Genomic DNA, 24,354 nt, shown 5'->3' with positions numbered 1-24,354 from the left:
CGATCAGCCCCGGGTCAGCTTCTTGTAGGTGGCGCGGTGCGGACGAGCGGCGTCCGGACCGAGCCGCTCGATCTTGTTCTTCTCGTACGACTCGAAGTTGCCCTCGAACCAGAACCACTTGGACTCGCCCTCGTAGGCGAGGATGTGCGTGGCCACTCGGTCCAGGAACCACCGGTCGTGGGAGACGACCACGGCCGCACCCGGGAACTCCAGCAGCGCGTTCTCCAGGCTGGAGAGGGTCTCGACGTCGAGGTCGTTGGTCGGCTCGTCGAGGAGCAGCAGGTTGCCGCCCTGCTTGAGGGTGAGCGCGAGGTTCAGACGGTTGCGCTCACCGCCGGAGAGCACGCCCGCCGGCTTCTGCTGGTCCGGACCCTTGAACCCGAAGGCCGACACGTAGGCCCGGGACGGCATCTCGACCTGGCCGACGTTGATGTAGTCGAGCTCATCGCTGACCACGGCCCACAGGGACTTCTTGGGGTCGATGTTCTCGCGGCTCTGGTCGACGTAGGAGATCTTGACCGTGTCGCCGACCTTGATGGCGCCGGAGTCCGGCTCCTCGATGCCCTGGATCATCTTGAACAGGGTGGTCTTGCCGGCGCCGTTCGGGCCGATGATGCCGACGATGCCGTTGCGCGGCAGCGTGAAGCTGAGGTCGTCGATGAGCAGCTTGTCGCCGAAGCCCTTGCTGAGGTTGTTGACCTCGACGACGACGTTGCCCAGGCGCGGGCCCGGCGGGATCTGGATCTCCTCGAAGTCCAGCTTCCGCATCTTGTCGGCCTCGGCGGCCATCTCCTCGTAGCGGGCCAGACGCGCCTTGGACTTGGCCTGCCGCCCCTTGGCGTTGGACCGCACCCACTCCAGCTCTTCCTTGAGCCGCTTCTGCCGCTTGGCGTCCTTCTGGCCCTCGACCTTGAGGCGGGCGGCCTTGGTCTCGAGGTACTTGGAGTAGTTGCCCTCGTAGGGGTAGAGGCGACCGCGGTCGACCTCGCAGATCCACTGGGCGACGTTGTCGAGGAAGTACCGGTCGTGGGTGACCGCTACGACGGTGCCGGGGTACTTGGCGAGGTGCTGCTCCAGCCAGTTCACCGACTCGGCGTCGAGGTGGTTGGTGGGCTCGTCGAGCAGCAGCAGGTCGGGCTGCTCCAGCAGCAGCTTGCACAGCGCGACGCGGCGGCGCTCACCACCGGACAGGTTGGTGACGGGCCAGTCGCCGGGCGGGCAGCCCAGGGCGTCCATGGCCTGCTCCAGCTGGGCGTCCAGGTCCCACGCGTTGGCGTGGTCGAGGTCCTCCTGGAGCTTGCCCATCTCCTCCATGAGCTCGTCGGTGTAGTCGGTCGCCATCTGCTCGGCGATCTCGTTGAACCGGTCGAGCTTGCCCTTGATCCCGGAGACACCCTCCTGGACGTTCTCCAGGACGGTCTTGTCCTCGGTCAGCGGGGGCTCCTGCAGCAGGATGCCGACCGTGTAACCGGGCGTGAGGAAGGCGTCACCGTTGGACGGCTGCTCGATGCCGGCCATGATCTTCAGGATCGTCGACTTGCCGGCGCCGTTCGGGCCGACGACGCCGATCTTCGCCCCCGGCAGGAAGCTGGTCGTCACGTCGTCGAGGATCACCTTGTCGCCGTGCGCTTTGCGCGCCTTGCGCATGGTGTAAATGAACTCAGCCAAGAGAAACCGTCCGGCAGCTTGAAACTGGCAGTGGGCAGATACACCCCATCTTGCCGTACCGCCACCCCTGGGCGGAAACGCGTATGGGCGGGGGCGGCTGACCTGGGGGTTCTTGGTGGTGGCTGGGACCCGGCAGTCACAGTCGGTTGCCTGAGCCGCTGTACGGCGACCGGTCAGGCCTCCAGGGCGGCCAGGTCCGCGCGGAGGACCACGCGCGCTGCCCGGGTCGCGTCTCCGTGGATCTGCCTGGCGGCCTGGTACTCCTCGGACGCGATCGTGCACCCCGACGCGAGCGCCTCGCGAATGTCGCGCAGCGAGTGGTACGAGCCGTCCATGGCTTGCGTTAGGTCGGCGGTCGGCGTCAGCACCAGCCGCTCTCGCGCCTCATCGCACGCGGAGGCGGCCTGTAACGCCTGCCGGATCTTGGCCGCCCTCGTCTGGGGATCCATGTGGTTCTCGTCGGCGACCAGCCGCATCGCCTCGTGCGCTCCGCGAAGAGCGACCAGGCAGTCCGCATACATGGTCCGGCGGTCCTGCAGCCTGCTGTCCCTGACAGTACGTCGCCAACGCAGATGCTCACCGGCCAGCGTCGCCCCGACACCGAGCACCACCCCCAGAGCCGTACCCACGAGAGTCACCCACTCCACGCGGCGGATCGTGCCACACGGAGACCTTTGGCGTCGCCGCTTTTGATCTCCGCCACCGAGACCGGCCGGGGGGCTCGGAGCCTGCACTGTGAACCCGGCCCCTGGTCGAATGGGCCGACGGCAGAGCGGCGGCCGCTGTCAGCTGACGTGATTGACCAGCGCCCGGCCGTGCGCCGCCGTCACTCCCCCGCCGTCGCCTCCCTGCGCCGCAGCACGACCAGAGTCGTCCCGCCGATCAGGACCAGGCCGATGGCGACGCCCGCGATCAGGGGGGTGATGCCGGAGCCGCCCGTTTCGGCGAGGTTGGTGTCCGGGGCCGTGCCGCCCACCGTCGCCGGGCTCGGTTCGCTGAGGGTCTGGGTGGTGGTGCCGGTGTCGCTGCCGCGGGTCTGGCAGTCCAGCACGCCGGTGAAGCGCTTCTCCAGGCCGCCCGGGCCGTGAATTGTGAAGTCGTAGGCCTGGTCCTCCTGGATCGGGACCGTCACCGTGCGGGACTCGCCCGCGGCGATGGTGTGCTCCAGGCCGGCCAGTTCGAAGGTGAACGGCTGGTCGCCCTTGTTGGAGGCGATGATGTCGACGCCGCCCTCGGCGCAGTTCTTCGCCGCCGACAGCGCCGGGATCGGGCCCTGCTTCGCCCAGGTCGCCCCGGCCGTCGCGGACACCGTCGACTCGCTCGAACCGGCCAGGATCTGCGTCTGGCTGCGGCTCTCGGAGGCGAAGGCCCGGCCGACCGGCACGGTGGTCGAGGCCTGCACGGTCAGTTCCGCCGTACCGGCTGCCGCGTCCGCGGGAACGTCGAAGAACACCTGCCCGCCGTCGGGCGTGGGGGTGATGGCCTTGCCCTGCTTGTCGACGACCCGCACTCCGCTCGTCGCGGCGTCCGCGGGCGGGGTGACCGTCGCGCTGCCCGCGTTGGTGCGCACCGTCACCGGTCCGATCCGCTCCCCCGGCCGCCCGGAGACCGCGGAGGGTTCCAAGGTGAGGGAGGCACGGGGCTCGGGCAGATTGCCGGCGTGCCTCTCCAGGTAGTCGGCGAGCTGCTCGGCCTGCGGGTCGAGGGCGTCGACGGCGATGTCGTCCGAGTAGCGCCAGATCGCCACCTGCGTGCCGGCCGCGGCGTCCTGCTCGGTCAGCGCTCCGCGCACGCCCGCCTTGCGCGCGAGCGTCGCGAGGTCGTTGACCTGCGGGTAGGAGTTCTGCAGGATCCAGCGGATCTTGCCGGCGTCCTTGTTGGCGCCCAGGGACGTGCCGCTCCAGGACGTCTCGTGGTACCTGGCGTCCCGTTGCGTGGGGTTGTGGAGGTCGACGCAGTACGTCTGGAGCATGCCGCCGCCGTCGACGGACATCTCGAACAGGCCCGCCGAGATCTCCTGGTCGCCGGTGCCGGCGTGTATGACGGCCGCGCCGTACGTCTTGAGGCCGCCTATCGTCGCGGCCGCGCCGCCCTGACTCTGCGTCGTCCCGTCGGCGGCGGCCGGGCCGGCACCGGCCGCGGCGACGAGGCCGGTGAGGACGGTCGCGGTAGCGAGGCGGGTCGCCCCTCGCCTGCGTACGAACAGCTCAGAGAACGAAGCAAACACCAAATTCCCCTTCGAGCGGGACCGTTGACGTGGGGGGACGGTCCCACCAGCAGAATCAGAGGACTCACAGGACACAAGAGTCCCGAGAACCATGTCCGGCATCCTAGGGACGTGGGGGAGCCCGCCCGCCGGTCGGACGGTCGGACGAGTGATCCGAATCGGAATCGTTATCGCCAAGATCCCTGGTGAGCAGGGCGTATCGACAAATCAACCCCTGGTGGTTCGGCGCGCACTCGTCGATAAGCCGCAGTTCGGGCAGACGGTCCGGTGAGTGACGTCACGTCAGCATCGCTGCCTCCGGCGGGTGTTGCACGCGGGTGTCCCCCTGCTCTGCGGAACTCTCCGGCGGTGTCTCCCAGTTGGGCTCCGGTTGCGTCGGCGAGGGCGCCGTCTCCGCCCTGCCCGCCCGCCTGAAGGCCGAGGTGCCCCATGCCATGTCGTGGCCGATCGCCACCGCGTCGATGTCCGCCGACGTCCAGCTCTGCCCCTCGCGCACATCGGTCCGCACCTTCAGCCTGCCCTGCACGATCACGGGCTCGCCGACCGTCAGCGACGCCGCCGTGTTCGTGGCCAGCTGACGGTTGGCCCACACCGTGAAGAAGTTGGTGTGCCCGTCCGTCCACGTGTTCTTCTCGCGGTCCCAGTAGCGCGCGGTCACCGCCATCCTGAACCTCGCCGACGGGCCGGACGCCACCTCCCGGTACACCGGCTGCGTCGCCACCCTGCCGACCGCGCAGACCATCGTCTCGTTCATCGCGAACCCTCCCTCGCCCGGACCACGGCACCCGCGCCGGACCGACACGCGTACGGGCCCGTCCCGTACGGCTGTGTCTGCCAGACTGCCGCCGCCGGGCCGGGCCCGCTGAGCGCTGTGGATCACCGAACGCCTGTGGACAACGCCGCCACCCGCAGGGGTGATGCCCCCGGGTGGGCGTAGCGTCAGCGCCGCGCCTCGCCCCGGGATGGCCGTACCGTCAACGCACCAGCCCGCCCCGCCCCACCCCCGGCCAGCACGCCCGTCAGCGCCCCGTCCCCACCACCCTCCCGTACTGCTCCCGGACCTCCCGGTACCGCAGCAGCTCCGCCGCCACCGGGTCCAGGACCCGGGCCCTGCCGCATCCGGCCGCCGCCTCCCGCAATCGGCGTTCCGCCTCCAGGCCGTAGCGCCGGGCCGGGCCGCGGGCGGCCATCCGGCAGCTCCACTCGATGAGCGGGCCGCCGACGATGCCGATCACCATCAGCAGCACCGGCACCCCCAGGTTCGGTGCCACGACCCCGATGATCTGCCCCAGCAGCCACAGCCCGCCCAGGAACTGCAGGATCGTCATGGACGCCTGGACGAGGACGGCGACCGGCCACCATCCCGGGCGCGGCGGCCGCCCCGTCGGCACGCCCGCGCCCGCGGTCAGCTCGTCCAGCGCCTCCGGCAGCCCCTGAGAGCCGCGGGCGGCCGCCTCGCGCACCGCCTGCGCCCAGGGCGCCGGCAGCCCGGTGGACGCCCGGTCGGCCACGGTCCGTACCGCCTGTTCGACCCGCTGACGGGCCGTCGCCTCCTCATCGGACTGCGTACGTCCGGGGAGCCGGCCCGTGGTGGGCTCGCCGCGGTCCTGGTACCAGCGCCACAGTCGCAGCCAGGGCGTACCGCAGGCGCGGTTGGCGTTGCGCAGCCACGCGTGTTCGGCCGCCTCACCCGCCGCCGTGGCGCCCACCGCGTCCGCGAGGCGGTCGGAGAACTCCTCCCGGGCCTGTTCGCTGAGGCCGGTCCGGCGCTGGGTGGCGTAGACGGGCCAGAGGCGGGCCGCGGCGATGTCCACGTCGGCCGAGATGCGGCGGTTCGGCGCCCCGCGTTCGGAGACGAACTGGCCGAGCGCCTCGCGCAGTTCGCCGACGCCGTCGCCGCTGAGCGCGGACAGCGCGAGCACGGTCGTGCCCGGTTCGCCGTACTCGCCTAGGGCGATGCCGTCCTCGTCGAGGAGTCGCCGCAGATCGTCGAGGACCTGCTCGGCGGCCTCGCCGGGCAGCCGGTCGATCTGGTTGAGGACGACGAACATGACCTCGGCGTGTGCCGCCATCGGCCGCAGATAGCGCTCGTGGAGGACGGCGTCGGCGTACTTCTCCGGGTCGACGACCCAGATGACGGCGTCGACGAGCGCCAGGATGCGGTCCACGTGCCGGCGGTGCTGTACGGCCGCGGAGTCGTGGTCGGGCAGGTCGATGAGGACGAGTCCGCGCAGCGGCGATTCGCCGTCCCCGGTCGGCAGCGGCCGGCGGCGCAGCCGGGGCGGGATGCCGAGCCGCTCGATGAGGCCGGCGGCCCCGTCGCTCCAGCTGCACGCGATGGGCGCGGCGGTGGTGGGACGGCGTACGCCCGTCTCCGAGATGGTCACCCCGGCGAGCGCGTTGAACAGCTGTGACTTGCCACTGCCGGTGGCGCCCGCGATGGCGACGACGGTGTGTTGCCCGGAGAGCCTGCGCCGCGCCGACGCCTCGTCGAGCACCCGGCCGGCCTCCGACAGCGTCCGGCTGTCGAGCCGGGTGCGGGAGAGTCCGACGAGTTCGCGCAGGGCCTCGAGCCGGGAGCGCAGCGCCCCGTCGTACACCAGGGGGGTGATCGTCTGCGGGGCGGCGGAGCGGTTGTCCGTCATGGGGAACCGGTCTCCCCCGGCGGTCTCGTTGGCCCGGCGTGCGATGAGTCCGTCGTCCCAGGCCGTCTCGGCCGGATCGGTGCGCGGCGTGCGCTCGCCGTCCGAGGCGCCGCGGGAGGTGCCGACGCCGGTGCCGGCGGTGGTCCCCGTGCCCATGTCGCGGACGTCCGGCTTCTGCGCGTCCGCCTCGCGGGCGCCCGTGGTGCGCGCGAATGCCCGACGCGCCTTGCGGAGGGCTGACTGAGGGGCGTCTGACGCACGGGTGTCCGGCTGACGAGCGTCTGACTTACGGGCGTCCGTTCTACGGGCGTCTGGCTTACGGGCGTCGTCGTCCGGCTGATCGGTGTGCTCGGTGGGGTCCTGGTCAGTGACGGCGGTCACCGGTCACCTCTCCTTCTGCAGTACGGACAGCGCGGCGATGAGTTCGGCCTGGGGTTCGGGGTGGACGTCGAGGGCGTCGAGCGGGGCGAGCCGGCGCTCGCGCTCGGCGTGCAGGACGCGGGCCACGTGCTCGGTGAGCAGCCGCCCGGCCCGGTCGCGCAGCCGCAGGGCGCCATGGGCGCCGATCCGCTCGGCGAGCCCCTCTCCGGCCATCCGGCCCCGGCGGCCGCCCAGCAGGGAGGTGGCGACCAGGGCGGCGACCACTTCGGGGTCGGGTGCGAGGTTGCGGTCGAGTTCGCGGACCTCGTCCTCGGCGTGCTCCTCGAGCTCCCGCCGCCACCGCCGTACGGCGAGTCCGATGCGGTGCTCGGCGCTGTCCGCGCCGGTCTCGCGTGCGGCGAGTTCCGGGGCGGCGGACGCCGGTTCGCGCCGCCAGGCGTCGTCGACACGCTCGTCGGCGGCGGTGACGGCGCACAGCAGCAGCGCGCTGAGGCTCTCCACGAGGGCGTCGAGGAGTCCGGCGGCGGTGCAGTCCAAGGGGAAGGCGCGCCACCGCTTGAGCGCGTCGCCGGCGAGGACGGCCCCGCTCTGCAACCGGCCCCGCACGCGCGCGTGCTCGCTGTCGTACGCCCCTTCGACGGCGGAGGTGAGCCGTAGAGCGGCGGCGTACTGCGCGGCGGCGGCACCGGCCAGCGCGGGCATGCGGGACTTGAGGGAGTCGAGGACGCCGTACGCCGTACGGGCGAGGACGTGCTGCCGGGCCGCGGGGTCCTGGGCCTGGTGGATCAGCCAGGTGCGCAACTGGGCGACGGCGGAGGCCGGCAGGAGGCCGCCGCCCCAGGCGGACTCGGGCAGTTCGGGCACGGTGAAGCGCGGTACCTCGCCGAGCCCGGCCTTGGTGAGCAGGGCCCCGTACTGCCGTGACACCTCGTTGACGACCTGGTGGGGCACGCGGTCGAGGACCGTCACGAGGGTGACGTCGTACTCCTTGGCGGTGCGCAGCATGTGCCAGGGGACGGCGTCGGCGTAGCGGGCTGCGGTGGTGACCATCACCCAGATGTCGGCCGCGCAGATGAGTTCAGCGGCCAGGACGCGGTTGTCGGCGACCAGGGAGTCGATGTCGGGCGCGTCGAGGAGGGCGAGGCCGGGCGGGATGGTCTCGGCGGTCTCGACGCGCAGCACGCGCGCGGGGTTCTCGCCGGGGAGCAGCAGGTCGTCGGTGGAGTCCTGCTGGGGCACCCACACACGGGTGAGATCGGGCAGCACCCGCATCCCGCTGAACCAGTGGTGGTCCTCCGGATGGCAGACCAGCACGGGGGTGCGTGTCGTCGGCCGCAGCACGCCCGCCTCGCTGACCCGCCGTCCCACGAGTGAGTTCACGAGCGTCGATTTACCGGCTCCGGTCGACCCGCCCACGACGGCCAGAAGCGGCGCTTCGGGCTCCCGCAACCGGGGCACCAAGTAGTCGTCGAGCTGCGCGAGGAGTTCGTCGCGGTTGGCACGCGCGCGTGGGGCCCCCGCCAGGGGCAGCGGGAAGCGTGCGGCGGCGACACGGTCGCGCAGGGCGGAGAGTGCGTCGAGCAGCTGAGGCCGTACGTCCAAGGTCACCACATGTGAAGAATGCCCAATTTTAGGGGAATTCTGAAGCATATGAGCATGTCTGCGCGCCGACAGAACACAAGGGATGGAAGGGGCGACTGGGACAAGGGCACACTCCAGGCATAACGAGTGCACAACACCCGATGCCTGTGACGCCAAAAGCGGTGCACGATTCGTACCTGCCTGCGATTATCAGGACCGCTTCACTGAACCTCCACATCGAGCCACGGAGGCGAAGCAATAGGGACACGGACGCGGGAGCCCTATCCTTGTCCCCGGCGACGTCACGGATCGGCCCACACCAGGGCACCAGGACAGAGGCCACCACACCCGGCCCCCGTAGCTCAGTGGATAGAGCAGGCGCCTTCTAAGCGCTTGGCCGCAGGTTCGAGTCCTGCCGGGGGCGCACAGTCTCCGCCCTCCCATCGGGAGGGCGTTTTTGCTGGTCAGAGGCCATTTATCGGGCTCGGCGGAGCCGCTTCGCGGGTACGGGTGCACCCTCGGGCGGAGTCGGCGGGTGTCCGGCTGGAGACGATTTCGTCCGGTCCTTGGCGGGTGTTCTTCCCGAAAACTCCCCGAAGTTTCGGCGCGGTCTCTCTGCAGTCGCCGCGGGACGACCACGTCGCCACAACTGAATAGATGGGGGTAAATCTGCATACAGGTTGAAGGAGCGCTGGATGTCAGATCATCCTTGCCGCCATGAGTCTCGTCTCCACCTCCTTCGATGTGCCCGACATGGGCGACTACGCACACGACTGGGCCCTGGTCGATGTGGAGACGTCGGGCCTCATAGCCCGGCGAGATCGCGTGCTGTCCGTCGCGGTGATCACGATCGGTCCGGACGGCGAGCAGACCGGGGAGTTCTCGACGCTGCTCAATCCGGGCTGCGATCCGGGACCGGTGGAGGTGCACGGGCTGACCGGCGAGCGGTTACAGGGTGCACCGAGCTTCGATCAGGTCGCCGGGCGGATCGGAGCGATGCTTCAGGACCGGGTCCTGGTCGCCCACAACGCCCAGTTCGACTACGACTTCCTGGCCTACGAGTTCGCCCGTGCGCGGATGTGGCTGCCGGTGTCCCAGCGGTTGTGCACCCTGGCTCTGAATCGCCAGGTGGATCCGCCGACGGACGACATGAAGCTCGGCACCCTCGCCGCCCATTACGGCATCCCCCAGCAGCGGGCGCACGATGCGCTGGACGACACCCGTGTGCTGGCCGGGATCCTGCGGGCGTCGCTGCACGAGGCGGCGCGGCTCGATCTGCCCTTGCCGCTGGTGACCTGCCCGCCCCGGGCAGAGTCGCAGTTCACGCCGAAGCCGCCGAAGACTCCCTGCGCCTACCGCAATCCGGGACGGCTGACTCCCGGCGGGCCTCTCCGGCAGGGGATGAAGGTCGCGATCACGGGTGAGACCGCCCATGCCCGCGCGGAGCTGGTCGGGCGGGCGGTCGCCGCGGGGCTGAACATGATGACTTCCGTCAGCCGGCACACCAGCGTGCTGGTCACCAATGAACCGGCGTCCGGTTCGGCGAAGGCCCGACGCGCAGTCGCCGAAGGCGTGCCGGTCATCGATGAGCACACCTTCCTGCGGTTGCTGGCCGACGTACGGCCGGGGACAGCACATGAGGCGACGGCCGTCGCTGTCGCATCGGTGGCCGAGCCGGAAGCAGAACCCGTCGTCGGACCCGTGGAGTTGGCGCCCACCACGACCTCTGCCGTACCTGTCCGGGAAGCCGCAGCCCTCCCCACGGCCGCACCCGGTGCGGGGGTACCCGCTCCGCGTCGGCCGGTGCCCTGCGTCGGCACGTTGGACAAGCCTCTGGCAGGGCGTCGCGTGCTGGTGCTCGGTGGTGTCCATGCCGATGCAGCGGCGGCCCGTACCCGCGTCGTCGAGCTGGGCGGGTCCGCGGCGGTCAACCTGTCCGCCAGTGTCACCGACGTCGTACTCCTGGAGGGGGGACAGGGCGACCGGCGCATGAGCCGCATCACCGCCCTCGAACTCCCCGTGCACGACCTCCACTGGCTCACCACTCCGACCGCCACCGCACCGGCCGCAGCGGCGCTCCGGACCCAGGAGCCGTATGTGATGCCGAGAGGGGGCGTCATCGACCTGCCGATGCCGCACGGCAGACCCGCGCCGGAGTGGTACGTCACCGCCGGCTGGGCCCCGCAGTCCGGCTACGAGATCGACGTCGTCGCCTTCCTCCTCGACGAGGACGAACAGGTCACCTTCGACGAGGACTTCATCTTCTACGGCGCTCCCGAGAGCCCCGCCGGAAGCGTGCGACTGCTCACCGGCGGCCCTGCCGAACAGACCATCGCCCTCAGCCTGGCCTCCCTGTCGCCCGCCACGCGCAAGGTCGTCGTCGCTGCCGCCATCGACGGCGCCGCCACCTTCGGGACGGTCGGTGCGATCCAGATCGGTGCCGCCCCTGGCAGCAGCGGGGCACCGCTCGCCCGGGCCACCCTGGACGCCGCCACCACCGAACGCACCATGCTGCTCGCGGAGATCTACCGCAGGGGCCCGGTGTGGCGCCTTCGAGCCGTCGGGCAGGGCTACGACCACGGCCTCGACGCCCTCGCACGCGGATACGGCGTCGATATCGCCGACTGAACGCCAGTGCCGGAAGCATAGGTCCGCGCGCCCCCTCGGTCTGGGTCAGGCCCGGCGACGCGATGTGGGCGTAGACCGAGGCGTGGGAACCGGCATGCTCGGGGACGGCCCGGCGGGCAGCCGCTGGGGGCCTTCGATGCGCTGCTGGAGCTCGGCGAGCTGGCCCGTGATGCAGCGGGCGTAGGTGGCGAGCAGGACAGGGACGCTGTTGCCGGCCCACTCGGCGACCTGGGCGGGTGGGATGCCGTGGTTGAGCCAGGTGGTCAGGCAGGTGTGGCGCAGGTCGTAGACACGCTTGCCCACAGGTGACTCGTACTCGTGCTCCGGCAGGACTGCCTTGCGGGCCTTGCTCCAGGCGCGGCGGAAGACCGATCCGGCCAGCAGCCCGCCCTTCTCGCCGGGGAAGAGGAGGTCGCCCGGCTGGAGGCCGTCCCTTTTGATCAGGTCGCGGAGGATAGCGACGAGTGCCGGGTGGGCGGGGACGGGGCGGGTGTCGCCCTCGGCGCGGCCCTTGAGGTCGCGAGTTTCGTGGACGCGGCCGTCGTCGGTCCACTGGCTGCCGACCTCGGGCTCGGCGGTGTGGACGAGCAGCTCGCCCCAGCTCTCGGCGGGCAGTGTGGTGGCGCTGACGCGGAGGGCTACGGCCTCCTCCGGCCGCAGACCGGCGTAGTAGAGGGTGGCGAAGAAGGCGTGGAGGCGGTGGCCGGTGCGGGGGCGGTCGGCGATCCAGGCCAGGAGGCGGGCGACCTGACCCGGGTTGAGCAGCGACCGCTTGTCGACGGCCTCGGCCACCTTGGGGGCGGCGCCTTCCTCCTTGCCCTTCGGGAGCGGGTTGGCGGTGAGGATCTTCTGCCGGACGGCGTACTTCATCGCCACGTTGAGGATCCGCTGCTCGCGTTTGACGGAGCTGGCGGCGGCCGGGCTGCCGTCCAGAAGTGTGTCGAGCGCGTGCAGGACGGCGTCGACGCGTTTGGTGTCCTCCCAGGCCGTCATGGGCAGGGAGTTGCGGGCTATCCACGACAGGACGGTGCGGACTTCGGGCGGCGCTTCGTCGCGTCGGAGCTTGTTGAAGGCGTACTCGCGCAGGGCCCGGCGTACGTCGATCGGGTCGAAGCGGTCGGGGAGTTCGGTGCGGAGCAATGCGAGGGTGACCTTGGTGAGGGCCTTGGCGGTGTTCTTGCGGTTGTTGGCCGAGATGCGCGGCCACTTCATGTCGACGTACTGGAGGGCGAATTCGTAGCAGGTGACCTCGGCAGCCGACGTGGCGTGTGAGACCGGCAGGCCGGTGTCCATGTCGAACGGTTCGCCGTTGTTCGCGGCTACGCGCAGGGTTGCGCGGAAGGATTCGGCGAGCGCGCTCGTGGCATAACTCTGGCCGTGGCGCCTTCCGTTGACGGACCACCGGACGGTGTAACTGGTCTTGCGCTTTCCCCTGTAGATCTCCGTGTCGTAGAAGCGGACTTTGTAGGACCGGTTGCTCAAGCGTGGTCCTCGCAGTCGGTCAGCCAGTTCTCGTAGTCACTGCGTCGGATGCGCAAAGCGCCGTTGGGGATGCGTATGCAGCGCGGGGCTGTGCCCTTCTTGCGCCAGTCGTAGAAGGTGGAGCGGGAGATGCGGAGGTCGTCGCAGAACTCGTCGACCGTGAGTTTGTCGGTGGGGCGGCGGGGCGGAGACGTCAAGCGGTGTTCCTTGGGCAGGGGGCTGGGCTGTCCTGCGTTTGCGCCGGATCGGTGCGAAAGGCAGGCGGACTGGGGAGCTGCCAGTCGATAGCGGCGTAAATCCGTGGGCGGGATCAGCCTCGATTGACACCACAACTATCCATAGAATCGCCGGTTTGGATAACCGGCGATCGTGGTCTATGTTGCGCTCGCGTGGTTCGCTGCGGAGCGGTTTCCCGGGGCCGGAAGAGTCGAGGACCCACATGCCGATCGACACTCTCGCGGCTGCTCTGACATGGAGTTTTATGTTGTAGATTCCCGGCCGGTGACACGTCGATGGCTTCCCAATGTGATGCTTCTGGCTTCATCTGACGGGGCATTATTTCGGCAACCGGCGATCGTGCCCTACAGTTTTGGGACCGCCTTCTACCGCCTGCTTTTCGGCAGCCTTTCTGCCGTGAGAGATGTCGCGGGATTGGGCTGGACTTGCGCGGCCCGGGTGTGGCTATGTTGACGACACCCCCGGAAAGCGCGAGCGGCCATCAGCGCGCCCCACGCCGCCGGCCGGCCAACTCCCCCCCCCCTGACGCCTGTACCGCCCATCGACGGTGAGCCGTGGGCTCCTGCCCACCTGCAACCGAGTGAGGAACCGCCCCTCTTGGCACGAATCCGCACCATCAAGCCCGAAGCCTTCGTCTCCGAGTCCCTGGCCGCCGTCTCCCTGACCGCCGAGCGCACCTTCCTCGGCCTGCTCACCCAGGCCGACGACCAGGGCCGCCACCGCGACCACGCCGCGATCATCGCCGGACAGCTGTGGGTCCTGCGCCCCGAGCACGGGCCCTCGGACGTCGAGACGGACCTCGCCCAGCTCGCCGACGCCGGGCTGATCTGCCGCTACACGGGGCCGGACGACAAGCGGTACCTGCACATCGTCACCTGGCATCAGCACCAGAAGATCAACCGGCCCAGCAAGAGCCGCCTCCCCGCCTGCCCCCACCACAACGCCCCGACAGGAGCCACGCCAAGCCCCACGGGGGTCGGCTTCACGGAGCCCTCACTGCCACCTCACGCAGCCCTCCGTGCAAACGCACGCGAGATGCGCGAGCCCGCACCGAATCCTGGCACCGATAACGAATCCGCAGGTCAGGACGGGTTCACGGAGCCCTCCATGCGGGCTCACGGAGGCCGCCCGGAGCCCTCGGTGAAGCCTCACGGTACGGATCTAGGACCTAGGATCATGGACCTAGGAAGTACCCCTTCGGGGGGCGCGAGCGCCCACACACCCGACACCGTCTCGGCCCAGCAGCTGATCGCCGAGTACGTCGCCGCCTGCGCCCACCGTCCACCAGTCGGCGTCCTGGACCATCTCGGCCGGGAAGTGCGCAAGATGCTCGCCGAAGGCATCGCCCCCGCCCACATCCGGGCCGGACTCGAACGCCACCGGGCCAAGGGCCTGCATCCCAGCACCTTGCCGAGTCTCGTCCACGAGGCCATGAACGCCGCGCCCGTGACGGTCGGCCACACGCCGTGGACGAACCCCAGCGACATCGACGCCGCCTACGGAGGTGACCTCTGACCGCCACCCTTGCCCGAGAGCCGCGCCAGGTCGGTCCGCTCGCCAACCGGCTCAACACGATCCTGGCCACCCGCGGTATCGACCCCAGCGTCACAGCCGAGGAACCGCCGCCCGAGCCCGTCACGGCACTGGAACTCGCGGACGCCCGGATCCCCGCCCGCTACCGCCGTGCCCTGGCCGACCAGCCGCAGATCACCGCCTGGGCCGACCACATCGCCGGAGCAGGTCGCCCCGGACCCGGCGGACCGGGCATCGCGGAGGGCCCGTCGCTGCTGATCGCCGGCCCCACCGGCACAGGCAAGACCCACCAGGGATACGGCGCCGTACGCGCTCTCCTCACCCGGGGCGTCCGCCTCCGCTGGGAAGCGACCACCAGCGCCGACCTCCACGCACGTCTCCGACCCCGTGCCGGTCACGACGGCGAACGGGAACTGCAGACGCTGGCCCGCTGCCCGCTGCTGCTCCTGGACGACCTCGGCGCGGCCAAGACCAGCGAGTGGACCGAGGAGATCACCTACCGGCTGATCAACCACCGGTACGAGCACATGCTCCCCACCCTCGTCACCACCAACCTCCCCACCGCCGAGTTGCGCACGGCGCTCGGCGACCGCGTCGCCTCCCGCCTAGCCGAGATGACCGAACGAGTCATCCTCACCGGCCCTGACCGACGCCGCACCGCGCCCGCCGCCTGACGGCAGCCCGCGTCTCCCCCTTCCCTTCCCCGCACCTCACCCCGCCCGCGCACAGGCATGCCCTCGCACGCGCGAGCCCTAGGAGAGCCCCTGCATGACACCTGGCAACATCATGCCCACAAGCGCCGGAGAGACTCCGGCAGCGTCCCTGGCGCACTGGATCACTTCACCCGCCGCCGCCGTACTGCTGCTCGTCGCCCTCGCCCTGACCGCTGGATGGCGGTGGCAGCGCGCCCGCAAGCCCGGCACCGGACAGCGACCTCGAACCGCCGCGATCCCGGTTGCCGCTGTCGCCGCGATCGGCTGCACCGCCTACAGCGCGGACACCAGCTGGCGCTTCGCCGCCGACTACCTCGACATGAGTGGCACCATCGAGCGCGCCGCGATGTTCGCCGTCGCCGAGCTCGCCTTGTTCTCCACCGCGCTGATGGCCCGGGCGAACCTCAACGGCCCGAAGCAGGCGCCCGGCCTGCCCGGCACCCTCACCTGGGTGATCACCGGCGTGCAGATCGTGCCCGCCTACGCCGAGTCCGGGCTGGTCGGCGGAACCGTGCGTGCCTTCGTCGGCCCGGTCCTGGCGGCCATGCTCTGGCACCTGGCCATGGGCATCGAACTGCGCAACCGCAGCCCGCACTCCGCCTCCCGCAGCCTGACCGCCGTCCTCGCCCGACAGGCACGCGAACGCCTACTCGCCCGCCTGAGTATTGCCGACCGGGACGCGGACGCCGCCCGGATCATCCGCGAGCGCGCCCTCGACCGCGCAGTCACCCTGATCCTCCGGGCCGAGGCCATGAAGCCCGAGAAACGCGTCAAGCGGCGAGGCCAGCGCCTCACCCGCCGCCTGCACCAAGCACTGGAGCAGGCCGACGTCGACCGCGACGAGCGGCAGGACGAGCTGCTGCTGCGCAAGCTCGCCACCCGCCAACAGGCCCTCGCCCTGGCCACCGTCCCGCTGCCCGCCCGCTGGCCCCACCCCGCCGCAGGGCTTGCGGGCGGATCCACGATCGCCAGCCTGCGGGCCACCACGGCAAATCGGGCAGAGATCCCGGGCAGCCCGCCTTCAAAGGTCGCGGGCGATAACGCCGCCCACCGGGCAGCCCGCGCTCAGCCCGAAAACCGCCCGCACCAGCCCGCCCGCACCCCCACCAGCTCAGAACCGAAACCGGGCGAGAACCCACCGGACGTCGATCCGGGCAAGGCCGCGCGGGCGGAGTCGAACCGCTCGGGCCACAAGCCGGGGGCGACACGGGACCTCCTCACCGAGTACGCCCATCGCCTCCACCGCGACACCGGACGTCTCTCCCGTGACCTGCTGGAGAGCGCCGTACGCGAGGCCGGCTACAGCGTTGCCAGCGACACCGCCGGAGAAGTCGTCCGCAGCATCAAGGCCGACCTACGAACCGGGCCCGCCAGCCACCCGCAGTGAGACCGCCCCTACACCCAAGCCCCAAGGAAGACCGCTCGATGCACGACTCGCACCACGAACTCCACGACACCCAAAAGGAGATCAACACCCCCACCTCAGCGCCAGCAAGTTGTACCGGAAGCAATGCTCCCGGGCTTCCCGCCCCAGAGGTGGCGGGAACGGACCGGTGCCAGGGGGCACCGGACCGTCAGGCTGCGACCGAGGGCGGACCGCAGCCAGGAGGGAAGCAGGGCGAATCCCTCGCGAAGAAACGTCAGCGTGCGCGTCAGCCAAAAGAGCGCAAGCGCTTGAAGCAGCCCAGCTGCCGCATGAACGAAGACGAGTTCAAGCGCCTGACCGACGCAGCCGCCCACTGCGACATGACCATCGCCGCCTTCCTCGCCTACGCCGCGGACAAGGCCGCTCGTGACCTGACTCGCACTGCCGCCGAGATCGCCACCGAACGGGAAGTCATCAACGAGCTGTTCGCCGCCCGCCGCCACCTGGGCCGCATCCACGGCCTCTTCAACCAGGTCGCCAAGGCCCTCAACTCAGGCGCCGACGCACCCCACCTGAACGCTGCGGCCGAGGCCGTCCAAAGCGCCGCCCTACGTATGGCGGACGCCGCCGATGCACTGCTCGCCCACCGCGACGGCGGTGCCGCTGAGTGATCCCCAGCATCCACGAACGCGGCAGCACGACGATCGGCCTCATCAACTACCTCTACGGGCCCGGCACCCACGAGGAGCACATCGACCCGCACCTCGTCGCCGCATTCGACCCCCTCACCCCCGACCCCGGCCGCGACCCGAAGGCCACCTACGAGCAGCTTCAGCGCCTGCTCGACCAGCCCGTCAACGCCCTGCCCACCAGCCGACGCCCCAAGAACCACGTCTGGCACCTGTCCGTGCGGGCTGCCCCCGAGGACCCGGTCCTGTCCGACGAGGACTGGGCCGCGATCGCCCGCCGAATGGTCGCCGCCACCGGCATCGCCCCCGACGGCGACGATCAGGCATGCCGTTGGGCCGCCGTCCGACACGCCGACGACCACATCCACATCATCGCCACCCTCGTCCGCGACGACGGCCGCCGGCCCCGCCTGCACAACGAGGCCCGCCGCGCCCAGGCCGAATGCCGCCGCATCGAAGCCGACTACAACCTGCGCCGCGTCCCGACCGGGGACGGCACCGCCGCCAAGCGCCCCACCAGCGCCGAACGCCACAAGGCGAAACGCCAGGGCCGCGAGCGCCCCGCGCGCGATGAGCTGCACGAGACCGTCCGCCAAGCGGTGGCCGGCGCCTCGAGCGAGGCGGAGTTCTTCGCCCGGCTTCAGGCCGCCGGGCTCCTGATCCACCAGCGCGTCGCGCCGTCCGGGGACCTGCTCGGCTACAAGGTAGCCCTGCCCGGCGACGTGAACGACGACGGCGAGCCCATCTACTACGCCGGCTCCACGCTCGCCCCCGACCTCTCCCTGCCCCGCATCCGCAGGCGCTTCCCCACCACCCACGACGTCCACCAGGACGAGCAGGAAGCGGCCACACGTCGGCCGACCGCCCACACGCGCACAGCTGTATCGGCGCCGGCCGCCGCCCGGCGCTCGGCCACCCGCGCCGCCTGGACTGCCCTGGTCACCTTCGACCAGGACGGCGACGGTGCCGCGGCGGCCCGCATCGCCGCCACCGGCGAGATCTTGGACACCCTCGCCCAGACCAGCGCAGCACACACTCGCCAACAACTCCGTGACGCGGCCTGGGCGTTCGAGCGGGCCACCCGCTCCCACACCCGTGCCGAGTACCGGCATGCCCAGGCCATGCGCCGAGCCGCCCGCGACCTCCGCTACAGCGGCCCGGCGCTGGGTCGAGGGGAGGACGGCGCGACCACGGCGATGCTGATCGACACCCTGTTCTTCCTCGCCACCGCCGCCGCTCACTGGCACGCCCAGCGTCACCACGCCCAGCAGGCCGAGGCCGCCCGCCAGGCCGCCGCCCACCTGCGCGCCGCCTACGCTGCCGCCGCCGAGGAGCCCATGGCCCGCCTGCACGCCCAGGGCCTGCGCCTGCTCCAGCCCGTACGCGACTGGGCCGCCGCCCTCCTCCACGCCACCGTGCCCGAGATCGCCGAGGCGGCAGTCAGCGAACCGGGATGGCCCGCTCTGGCCGCCACACTCACCCACGCCTACCAAGCTGGCCACAACCCACAGGAGCTGCTGACCGAAGCCGTCGCCCACCGCGAACTGGACACCGCCGGGTCCGTCAGCGATGTCCTCGTCTGGCGCCTGCGCCGCATCGCCGACCTGCCCACCAACGCGGTCGAACCACCTCCTACTCGGCCCGCGCGCCACAGCACAACGGCCCCGTCTCCGGGCGCCACTCGGCTTCCCGGTCAAGGCGGCGCACCGCAGGGACACCGCAGGTAACCCCGCTGCACGGAGGCGTTTCGGTCAATGTTCGACCCAGGCGCCTCCGTGCACGTCTTGCGTGGGTTTGCGGTATGGCGATGCTTCCTGTGTCCGAGGACGATGCCGCTCTGTGTCCGCCGCTGATCGTCGTGGCCGGCCGCCAGGAATCACGGGGGTGGGAACTTGTCATACGCGGAGCACCAGTCAGTGTTCTCGGCGCCCGCGGTGCCTATAGGGCAAGGCCGTGAAGTTATGGGCTGTTGGGTCCTGTCAAGAGGATGTCGATGCTGATGGTGGCCTTGTAGGTGCGTCGGTCGACGCGCAGGCTCTTGTAGGCGTAGCGGGACAGTGGCCGTTTCACGGCGCGGGGGCTGACGCGTAGTCGGCGGGCGGGCATGAGGTTGTCCAGGACTGCCCGGCCGATGGCGCCCGCGAGGTCGATGGTGGTGTCGGCGATCACGCCTGCGGCCTGGATGACCTGGTCGCGGGCAGCCTGCAAGGCGATGCTGAAGCTGGCCCGGTCCGGGTCGGTTTCCGGGACGGTGCCGGTGGCGTCGGCGATGGCGATCCTGATCACCTGGTAGACGGTCAGGAGTGCGTATATTTCCTGCGCGATGCCGGGCAGGGTGCGGGCCCGTAGCACGCGGCGGCCGAGCATGGATTTCTTGAGCGCGAAGTAGGCGGACTCCACCTCCCAGCGCTCGTGATACAGCCTAGCGAGTAGCCGGGAGGGATTTCACCTCCCGGCTCTCTCAGAACCGTGCGTGAACCTCTCGATTCACACGGCTCCCATCATCCGGTCGATCGAGGTCGGAGCAGTTTCCAGTGGGCGAAGAGCCCCGGGTAGAGCCTGGCTGTCTTCTCCAGGCCCTGCCATGCCCGGCTTCGGCGTCGCCGGAGCCGCTTGTACTTCTGCATGGCCCATCGCATCAGATAGTGATCGATGCCCTTCAGGCTCGGGACCAACGCGGACGGATAGAACCGGCCGTAGTAGTTGATCCATCCCCGCACGACGGGGTTGATCTCCCGTGCGAGGTCTGCCAGGGACGATCCACTGCGCAGGTGCAGCCGCCACAGAGCAGGACCACAGCCCTCCGGGGGCATGGGGTCGTCAGCTGCGGCGGACCACGGTGAGCCGGCCCTCCACGCTCTCGGGGAGAGTGCGGCGGGCACTGGGACCGGCGAGGCCAGCGAGGAGGCGAACGCGGCGACCAGGTCATGCGGAACGCTGGCGCTGAAGCTGGCGCACCACAAATACGGGGCGCCGAGAACTGGTTCGGCCCACGCCTGCCAGCCCATCAGATCAGGGCGCGGATCGGCGTCCTGGATGAACGGCGGCAGCATCTCCAGGGAGACGCAGGAGGCACACCCGGGGTCCATGGCAGTGGTGCGTGGACGGTCCACGTCACGAATCCAGCCCTGGTCGCTGAGCGCGCGGAGCACTGTGTCCGGTCTTTCGAAGCCAGCCTCTGGCGCCTCACGGGCGTCGAGCGCGACAAGAAGGTCGACGAGCGCCTCGTACGGAACGCCAGCGGTGAAGTACGCGTTCCACTCCGCCATCGCGGAAGCCCCGTGCGGGCGTGCGCTCAGCTGCCAAGCGACGGGCAGGCCACCGAGCTCGAACGGGTAGCTGGCGAGGATCCATTCGGCGCCGCGCAGCCCATCCGGGCTCACATGCAGCAGGGTGTGGCGCGCTGTGGGCCACATGCTCCAGCCGAGGCTGGCGAGGGTGTCGCCGATCCGCTCGGCGAGTACGCCGTCGTCACCGGCCAGGTGCCGCGGAGTGACCCAGTACACCGGGGCTGGAGAGTCGGGATGAGGTAGGTCGCTGGGATGGTCCGGGTGCAGAGGCGCCTCCGTGGGCTCGGGGATGGGCTTTCCAGCAGGGTGTTTTACGTTGACATGCCCTGCCCCCAGCCCACCAGCCCCTTCGGGATCTTTCCTGTCTGCCCCCGGCGAACTTGGCCGCCGTCGTCCCATCAAGACCGTTCCGATTCGGAACACCAAGGCTGTTCCGTGACGGAACATAGAGGCCGTTCCGAAACGGAACAGACAACGCCGCGAAGTTGGGTGGGGGCTCTGCACTGAGAAGCTGTGGCCGGGCCCCACCCGATCCGGCGCTACGCCTTCGTGGCGTACTCGACAAATGCCGCCCAGCTGCTTCGCTGGACGGTCAGCATTCCCCAACCGCGCGCCTTCGTGTCCCGAACAAGCACGTGCTCACGGTCGTTGTCGGCCACTTCGACGCAGTTCTGCGTCTCTGTGTAGGAGCTGGTACGCCAGTTCGGGGTCGTGGGCTGCATGGTGCGCTCTCCTAGTCGTTCGGCATCTGATCGAAGTGTTGGATCGCTGTGGAGATGAGGTCTCGGACGGCGGTGCCGTAGACCGCTGACTGTTTCAAGAGGGCGAACGCCTTGGTGTACAGCTCGATCTCTCGCGGCTGCGTGACGGAGAGCTCCGCTGAGTAGGTCTCGACTAGGACGAGCCGGTCATCGAACATCGAGAACGCGTTGCCCGGCCATATGGAGGTTGGCGCCGACCTGGGGACGATGCCCAGGCTGAGGCGGGGGAGCCTCATCACGGCCAGGAGGCGGTCAAGCTGCCCTCTCATCACTTCCGGGCCGCCGAAGTTGGTGTACAGGGCCTGTTCGCCGAGCAGGACGTTGAAGATGCGATCCCCTTGGTACAGGTACTGCTGCCGCTCCAGTCGCTTCGCCACGGCCGCCTCGGCGTCGTTGGGGATCTCGTAGTAGCTGACGCCCTGTTGGAAGACCTCGGCGGCGTACTCGGAGGTCTGGAGGGTTCCCCAGACGACCGTGGGGTGCCAGATGCGGAAGACCTTGGTTCTGGCGTACACCGGAATGGCTTGGCGCTGCCGCTTCTCGACGCCGGTCTGGAGTTGTCGGCGCCACTCGAGCCACAGCTCGTCGACGTGGCGGACGATCGCGACCAGGTCCCCCAGTTGGTCGCCCTGGCCGGTCATCTCGCACCAAACGCGGATGTCGTCCTCGCTGGGGCGCTGTCTGCCGTTCTCGATGCGGGAGACCTTCGACTCCTGCCACGAGGTGGCACGCGCGAATGCCCGGCCGCTGGTGAAGCCGGCGTCCTTGCGGAAGCCGCGCAGCCGGGCACCGAGCGCTTGCAGTGCCTCTTCTACTTGCGTGGTCACGGGTCGGTCAGGGCTTGTACTCGGGGTGGGGAGTGGCGGCGGCCCACAGCAGGTCCCGCAAGCGCACGCACTCGGCTACGGTTGCCGGATCCTGGACGATCTCCGATCCGAGCACTCTGCCGTCGGTGTCGAAGTGGCCTACGGCGAGAAGGCGGTCGTCGTACAGCCACCAGTCGTTGCCTCCCAACGGGAAGGTGACGCCGTCAGGCAAGCGGTGTCGGGGCAGCCAGCGGATCTCTTCGCCGGCCTCTTCGTTGAGGGCGGTGGTGGCGTGCTCCCACTGGATGTAGGGAGTGTGCGGCTCCGTGACCACGCGGACGCGTCGGACGGTTTTCCCTTCCCCGGTGACGCGCCGCATGAGCTGCGTCCACGGTTCCATGTAGGAGTAGTCGACGGTCTCACCGCGCAGCCAGTTCGTGAACGGGCTGTCCTCGTCGGGGACGGAGTAGTCGTCCCGCAGCTCCAGATGGAATGCGTCCTGCGCAAAGCTCTCAAAGAGCTGGTTGCGCTCGGCGCTGGAGATCAGCTTCACGCGGTTCCTCCAGTAGGGCGATGATCGCGGCCTTGGGGACCTCGACCACGGTCTCGTAGTCCGGAATCTCCATCTGGGCCAGGGCCTCGGGGTCGGTCACCTCGCGGCCCTGGACGACGAACGTACCCCCCGGTGTCAGGATCATGATCGGGTCTTCGAGGCGCCTGATCTCCCCGGCCGACAGGCCGTCTTTCGTGAGGTGCTCGAACAGCTCCGTGGGCACCTCCACCACCGTCTCCCCCTCGGAGATTTCGAGTTGCATCAACAGGTCGTTCGCGAAGATCTTCCAGCCCTGGACGAGGTAGGTGTCCCGGTCTGTGGCGTACAGGGTCGGGCAGTCGCCGACCGTGGAGTTCTTACCAAGGAACCGTAGCTTCATGGTCGTTCTCCTGTCTGCTGCCTTGCTCGGGTTTGCACGACACGACGATGGTCGAGGAGGCGTTCGAGGCCGTCAATCGGCTTGCTGCAAACTCACGCAATTTTCTTGGGACTTGAGTGACGGCCGCTCTACGTTCGTCTGCGAACCCGAGCAACCGGGGCAGCCGCCCAGGTTGCGGCACCGAGGGGAGATACGTGGTGGCCACCGTGACCGACAAGCACAAGGCTCCAGCCGTCGACAGCCTCCCCATCAACACGGAGCTGATCGCGGCCAGCACCGACGCCGCCCTGAGGATGGAGCTGAGTACCTCCACCCGCGAGGACATCAACACCAGGACGGCGGCCATCGTCGGTCAGCTGAACCTGCTTCTCGGTGAGGAGCTGGGCGCCGACGAGGACCCCGAAGTCAGGGACCTGTTCAGACAGGCGTACAGCCTGCTGAAGCTGTCCGAGCGGCCCACGAAGGAGTCACCGGCCTTCAGCGCGTTCTTCTTTATGCGTGACGTGGCCAGCCTGACCCGCCGTCTGCTGTGGGTGTACGCGGAGGAGAACGGCCATGCGGCCTGATCACCCCATGCTGCTGCGCCGTTCGCCCGCGCGTGCGCGTGCCGACTGTGCGCCCAAACCAGGCTTCTGGTGCGAGTGGCGTCACGCCGACGGCCGGCGCATCAGCTCCGCCGCACAGCAGACCCCCGCCTCAGCCGTCCGATGGGCCCGAATCCAGATCCGCATCATCGCCTCGGCCGTCGAACCGGCGTTCATCGACCCTCTCGTGGACCGGCGCGACCTGGGATGGCGTGATGCCGCCTCCGCCCTGGAGCAGGGAGCGGACTTCACGCTGCCGCTCACGGCAGAACCGCACTTCTTCGTGTGGCACGCCCGTCCCGTCACCTTTCTGCCCATCGTCGGCGGTCACCCTAGGCCGCACCTCCCAGAAGGCGGGCCGCCATGAGTTTGACGCCGGACGAATTGTGGGGCCGTTTCGACTGGCAGAACGGGAGCTGCTTCAGGTGCGAACAGACCGGCGTTCCGGTAGCAGAGATCGGCGACATCGCTGTGGCAGACAGGGCCTTTCCCCTCTTCGCCTGCCAACGGTGTGTCTTCAGGCTCGAACAGCTCCACTGGACGATGAGCGAGCGAGCCATCCGCCGGCAGCGCGCCCCCAACTCCGCGCTCGCGCAGCCTTACCCCGTCGGCCAGTGGCCCACCAGCGCGCCACTCGACAGACCGCCCGCTCGCATCGCGTAGGAAGTCGGCCGCGTTCTGGGCGAGCCTTCAAACCCCGCTCCCGCTGTCCGAACTGGAGGCTCCCCCTGGCCTCAGACGCCATCCGCTTTCCGAACGTGATCGTTTAGTTCGGGCTGGGTGGGCATGAACTCCGGTTGGCGGCGGGAGAGATGGGCGTGGTTCGTCCGT

At 69.8% G+C, this 24,354-nt stretch carries 21 protein-coding genes, 1 tRNA gene and 2 pseudogenes; 9 read left to right on the top strand and 15 right to left on the bottom strand.

The genetic code is table 11. The annotated features are described in order from the left end of the window. Positions 1-3: 3 nt before the first annotated feature. The 6 genes from ettA to HDC93_RS31090 form a co-directional block, all read right to left on the bottom strand. On the bottom strand, positions 4-1,668 hold the full coding sequence (gene ettA, locus HDC93_RS31115; protein WP_185014172.1) for an energy-dependent translational throttle protein EttA: 1,665 nt from the start codon (positions 1,666-1,668) through the stop codon (positions 4-6). A 173-nt stretch (positions 1,669-1,841) separates the two neighbouring features. Next, entirely contained in the window at positions 1,842-2,315 is a 474-nt protein-coding gene (locus HDC93_RS31110; RefSeq protein WP_185014171.1) for a hypothetical protein, read from the bottom strand. Positions 2,316-2,494: 179 nt separating this feature from the next. Continuing rightward, positions 2,495-3,895, bottom strand: a complete 1,401-nt coding sequence (locus HDC93_RS31105; RefSeq protein WP_185014170.1) for a Cys-Gln thioester bond-forming surface protein — start codon at positions 3,893-3,895, stop codon at positions 2,495-2,497. A 277-nt stretch (positions 3,896-4,172) separates the two neighbouring features. Continuing rightward, positions 4,173-4,649: a single-stranded DNA-binding protein gene (locus HDC93_RS31100; protein WP_185014169.1), complete on the bottom strand. Its 477-nt coding sequence runs from the start codon at positions 4,647-4,649 to the stop codon at positions 4,173-4,175. Positions 4,650-4,914: 265 nt separating this feature from the next. Continuing rightward, complete coding sequence (locus HDC93_RS31095) at positions 4,915-6,696, bottom strand: YfjP family GTPase (RefSeq protein ID WP_260419855.1); 1,782 nt, start codon at positions 6,694-6,696, stop codon at positions 4,915-4,917. 228 nt (positions 6,697-6,924) lie between these two features. Continuing rightward, positions 6,925-8,532 (bottom strand): dynamin family protein, encoded by a 1,608-nt coding sequence (locus HDC93_RS31090; protein ID WP_185014167.1) that lies wholly within the window; start codon positions 8,530-8,532, stop codon positions 6,925-6,927. Positions 8,533-8,853: 321 nt separating this feature from the next. Between HDC93_RS31090 and HDC93_RS31085 the strand changes: the two genes are divergently transcribed. Together HDC93_RS31085 and HDC93_RS31080 are read left to right on the top strand one after the other, a co-directional pair. Then, positions 8,854-8,926, top strand: a tRNA-Arg gene (locus tag HDC93_RS31085). 293 nt (positions 8,927-9,219) lie between these two features. Continuing rightward, positions 9,220-11,130: a TerD family protein gene (locus tag HDC93_RS31080; protein WP_185014166.1), complete on the top strand. Its 1,911-nt coding sequence runs from the start codon at positions 9,220-9,222 to the stop codon at positions 11,128-11,130. Positions 11,131-11,175: 45 nt separating this feature from the next. Here HDC93_RS31080 and HDC93_RS31075 read toward each other — a convergent pair whose 3' ends face one another. Both HDC93_RS31075 and HDC93_RS31070 read right to left on the bottom strand, forming a co-directional pair. Further along, on the bottom strand, positions 11,176-12,612 hold the full coding sequence (locus HDC93_RS31075; protein WP_185014165.1) for a tyrosine-type recombinase/integrase: 1,437 nt from the start codon (positions 12,610-12,612) through the stop codon (positions 11,176-11,178). Beyond that, on the bottom strand, positions 12,609-12,809 hold the full coding sequence (locus HDC93_RS31070; protein WP_124442202.1) for an AlpA family transcriptional regulator: 201 nt from the start codon (positions 12,807-12,809) through the stop codon (positions 12,609-12,611). The genes HDC93_RS31075 and HDC93_RS31070 overlap by 4 nt, the downstream gene beginning before the upstream one ends. A 637-nt stretch (positions 12,810-13,446) precedes the next feature. Here HDC93_RS31070 and HDC93_RS31065 point away from each other — a divergent pair. The 5 genes from HDC93_RS31065 (at position 13,447) to HDC93_RS31045 (ending at position 18,877) form a co-directional block, all read left to right on the top strand. Next, positions 13,447-14,364 carry a hypothetical protein gene (locus HDC93_RS31065; RefSeq protein ID WP_185014164.1) on the top strand — a complete coding sequence of 306 codons (918 nt, stop codon included), beginning with the start codon at positions 13,447-13,449 and terminating at the stop codon, positions 14,362-14,364. After that, positions 14,361-15,056: an ATP-binding protein gene (locus tag HDC93_RS31060; protein WP_185014247.1), complete on the top strand. Its 696-nt coding sequence runs from the start codon at positions 14,361-14,363 to the stop codon at positions 15,054-15,056. The genes HDC93_RS31065 and HDC93_RS31060 overlap by 4 nt, the downstream gene beginning before the upstream one ends. Before the next feature lie 94 nt (positions 15,057-15,150). Next, the gene (locus tag HDC93_RS31055; RefSeq protein ID WP_260419854.1) at positions 15,151-16,482 is read left to right on the top strand and encodes a hypothetical protein; all 1,332 of its coding nucleotides are present in this window, start codon (positions 15,151-15,153) and stop codon (positions 16,480-16,482) included. 308 nt (positions 16,483-16,790) lie between these two features. After that, positions 16,791-17,132, top strand: coding sequence for a plasmid mobilization relaxosome protein MobC (locus HDC93_RS31050; RefSeq protein ID WP_185014163.1), 342 nt, complete (start codon positions 16,791-16,793; stop codon positions 17,130-17,132). Further along, positions 17,129-18,877 carry a relaxase/mobilization nuclease domain-containing protein gene (locus HDC93_RS31045; protein WP_185014162.1) on the top strand — a complete coding sequence of 583 codons (1,749 nt, stop codon included), beginning with the start codon at positions 17,129-17,131 and terminating at the stop codon, positions 18,875-18,877. Before HDC93_RS31050 ends, HDC93_RS31045 begins: the two co-directional genes overlap by 4 nt. 232 nt (positions 18,878-19,109) lie before the next feature. Here HDC93_RS31045 and HDC93_RS31040 read toward each other — a convergent pair whose 3' ends face one another. The 7 genes and pseudogenes from HDC93_RS31040 to HDC93_RS31010 all read right to left on the bottom strand — a co-directional run bounded on the left by HDC93_RS31040 (position 19,110) and on the right by HDC93_RS31010 (position 22,939). Beyond that, positions 19,110-19,550: a hypothetical protein gene (locus tag HDC93_RS31040; protein ID WP_185014161.1), complete on the bottom strand. Its 441-nt coding sequence runs from the start codon at positions 19,548-19,550 to the stop codon at positions 19,110-19,112. Between the two features lie 101 nt (positions 19,551-19,651). Next, positions 19,652-19,921, bottom strand: a pseudogene (locus HDC93_RS31035) (group II intron maturase-specific domain-containing protein); the annotation flags it as partial. A 49-nt stretch (positions 19,922-19,970) separates the two neighbouring features. Further along, positions 19,971-20,656: pseudogene (locus HDC93_RS31030) on the bottom strand (DUF317 domain-containing protein). A 323-nt stretch (positions 20,657-20,979) separates the two neighbouring features. Then, positions 20,980-21,162, bottom strand: a complete 183-nt coding sequence (locus tag HDC93_RS31025; protein WP_185014159.1) for a DUF397 domain-containing protein — start codon at positions 21,160-21,162, stop codon at positions 20,980-20,982. Between the two features lie 11 nt (positions 21,163-21,173). After that, positions 21,174-22,028: a helix-turn-helix transcriptional regulator gene (locus HDC93_RS31020; protein WP_185014158.1), complete on the bottom strand. Its 855-nt coding sequence runs from the start codon at positions 22,026-22,028 to the stop codon at positions 21,174-21,176. Between the two features lie 7 nt (positions 22,029-22,035). Further along, the gene (locus HDC93_RS31015) at positions 22,036-22,560 is read right to left on the bottom strand and encodes a DUF6879 family protein (protein ID WP_185014157.1); all 525 of its coding nucleotides are present in this window, start codon (positions 22,558-22,560) and stop codon (positions 22,036-22,038) included. After that, positions 22,520-22,939 carry a hypothetical protein gene (locus tag HDC93_RS31010; protein WP_185014156.1) on the bottom strand — a complete coding sequence of 140 codons (420 nt, stop codon included), beginning with the start codon at positions 22,937-22,939 and terminating at the stop codon, positions 22,520-22,522. The genes HDC93_RS31015 and HDC93_RS31010 overlap by 41 nt, the downstream gene beginning before the upstream one ends. 197 nt (positions 22,940-23,136) lie before the next feature. Between HDC93_RS31010 and HDC93_RS31005 the strand changes: the two genes are divergently transcribed. Together HDC93_RS31005 and HDC93_RS31000 are read left to right on the top strand one after the other, a co-directional pair. Then, positions 23,137-23,505 carry a hypothetical protein gene (locus HDC93_RS31005; RefSeq protein WP_185014155.1) on the top strand — a complete coding sequence of 123 codons (369 nt, stop codon included), beginning with the start codon at positions 23,137-23,139 and terminating at the stop codon, positions 23,503-23,505. Then, positions 23,495-23,890: a hypothetical protein gene (locus HDC93_RS31000; protein WP_185014154.1), complete on the top strand. Its 396-nt coding sequence runs from the start codon at positions 23,495-23,497 to the stop codon at positions 23,888-23,890. The genes HDC93_RS31005 and HDC93_RS31000 overlap by 11 nt, the downstream gene beginning before the upstream one ends. Positions 23,891-24,354 lie beyond the last annotated feature (464 nt).

Origin of the sequence: Streptomyces sp. AK010 (assembly GCF_014207295.1) — a bacterium.
Lineage (GTDB): Bacteria > Actinomycetota > Actinomycetes > Streptomycetales > Streptomycetaceae > Streptomyces > Streptomyces massasporeus.
This window is presented reverse-complemented; position numbering and strand designations above follow the sequence as displayed.

What these genes read in the sequence shown, in the direction of transcription:
- HDC93_RS31050 (WP_185014163.1), top strand. Translation starts at nt 16,791, where the DNA reads ATGAACGAAGACGAGTTCAAGCGCCTGACCGACGCAGCCGCCCACTGC.
- HDC93_RS31010 (WP_185014156.1), bottom strand. Translation starts at nt 22,939, where the DNA reads ATGAAGCTACGGTTCCTTGGTAAGAACTCCACGGTCGGCGACTGCCCG.
- HDC93_RS31000 (WP_185014154.1), top strand. Translation starts at nt 23,495, where the DNA reads ATGCGGCCTGATCACCCCATGCTGCTGCGCCGTTCGCCCGCGCGTGCG.
- HDC93_RS31055 (WP_260419854.1), top strand. Translation starts at nt 15,151, where the DNA reads ATGACACCTGGCAACATCATGCCCACAAGCGCCGGAGAGACTCCGGCA.
- HDC93_RS31080 (WP_185014166.1), top strand. Translation starts at nt 9,220, where the DNA reads ATGAGTCTCGTCTCCACCTCCTTCGATGTGCCCGACATGGGCGACTAC.
- HDC93_RS31100 (WP_185014169.1), bottom strand. Translation starts at nt 4,649, where the DNA reads ATGAACGAGACGATGGTCTGCGCGGTCGGCAGGGTGGCGACGCAGCCG.
- HDC93_RS31095 (WP_260419855.1), bottom strand. Translation starts at nt 6,696, where the DNA reads ATGGGCACGGGGACCACCGCCGGCACCGGCGTCGGCACCTCCCGCGGC.
- HDC93_RS31025 (WP_185014159.1), bottom strand. Translation starts at nt 21,162, where the DNA reads ATGCAGCCCACGACCCCGAACTGGCGTACCAGCTCCTACACAGAGACG.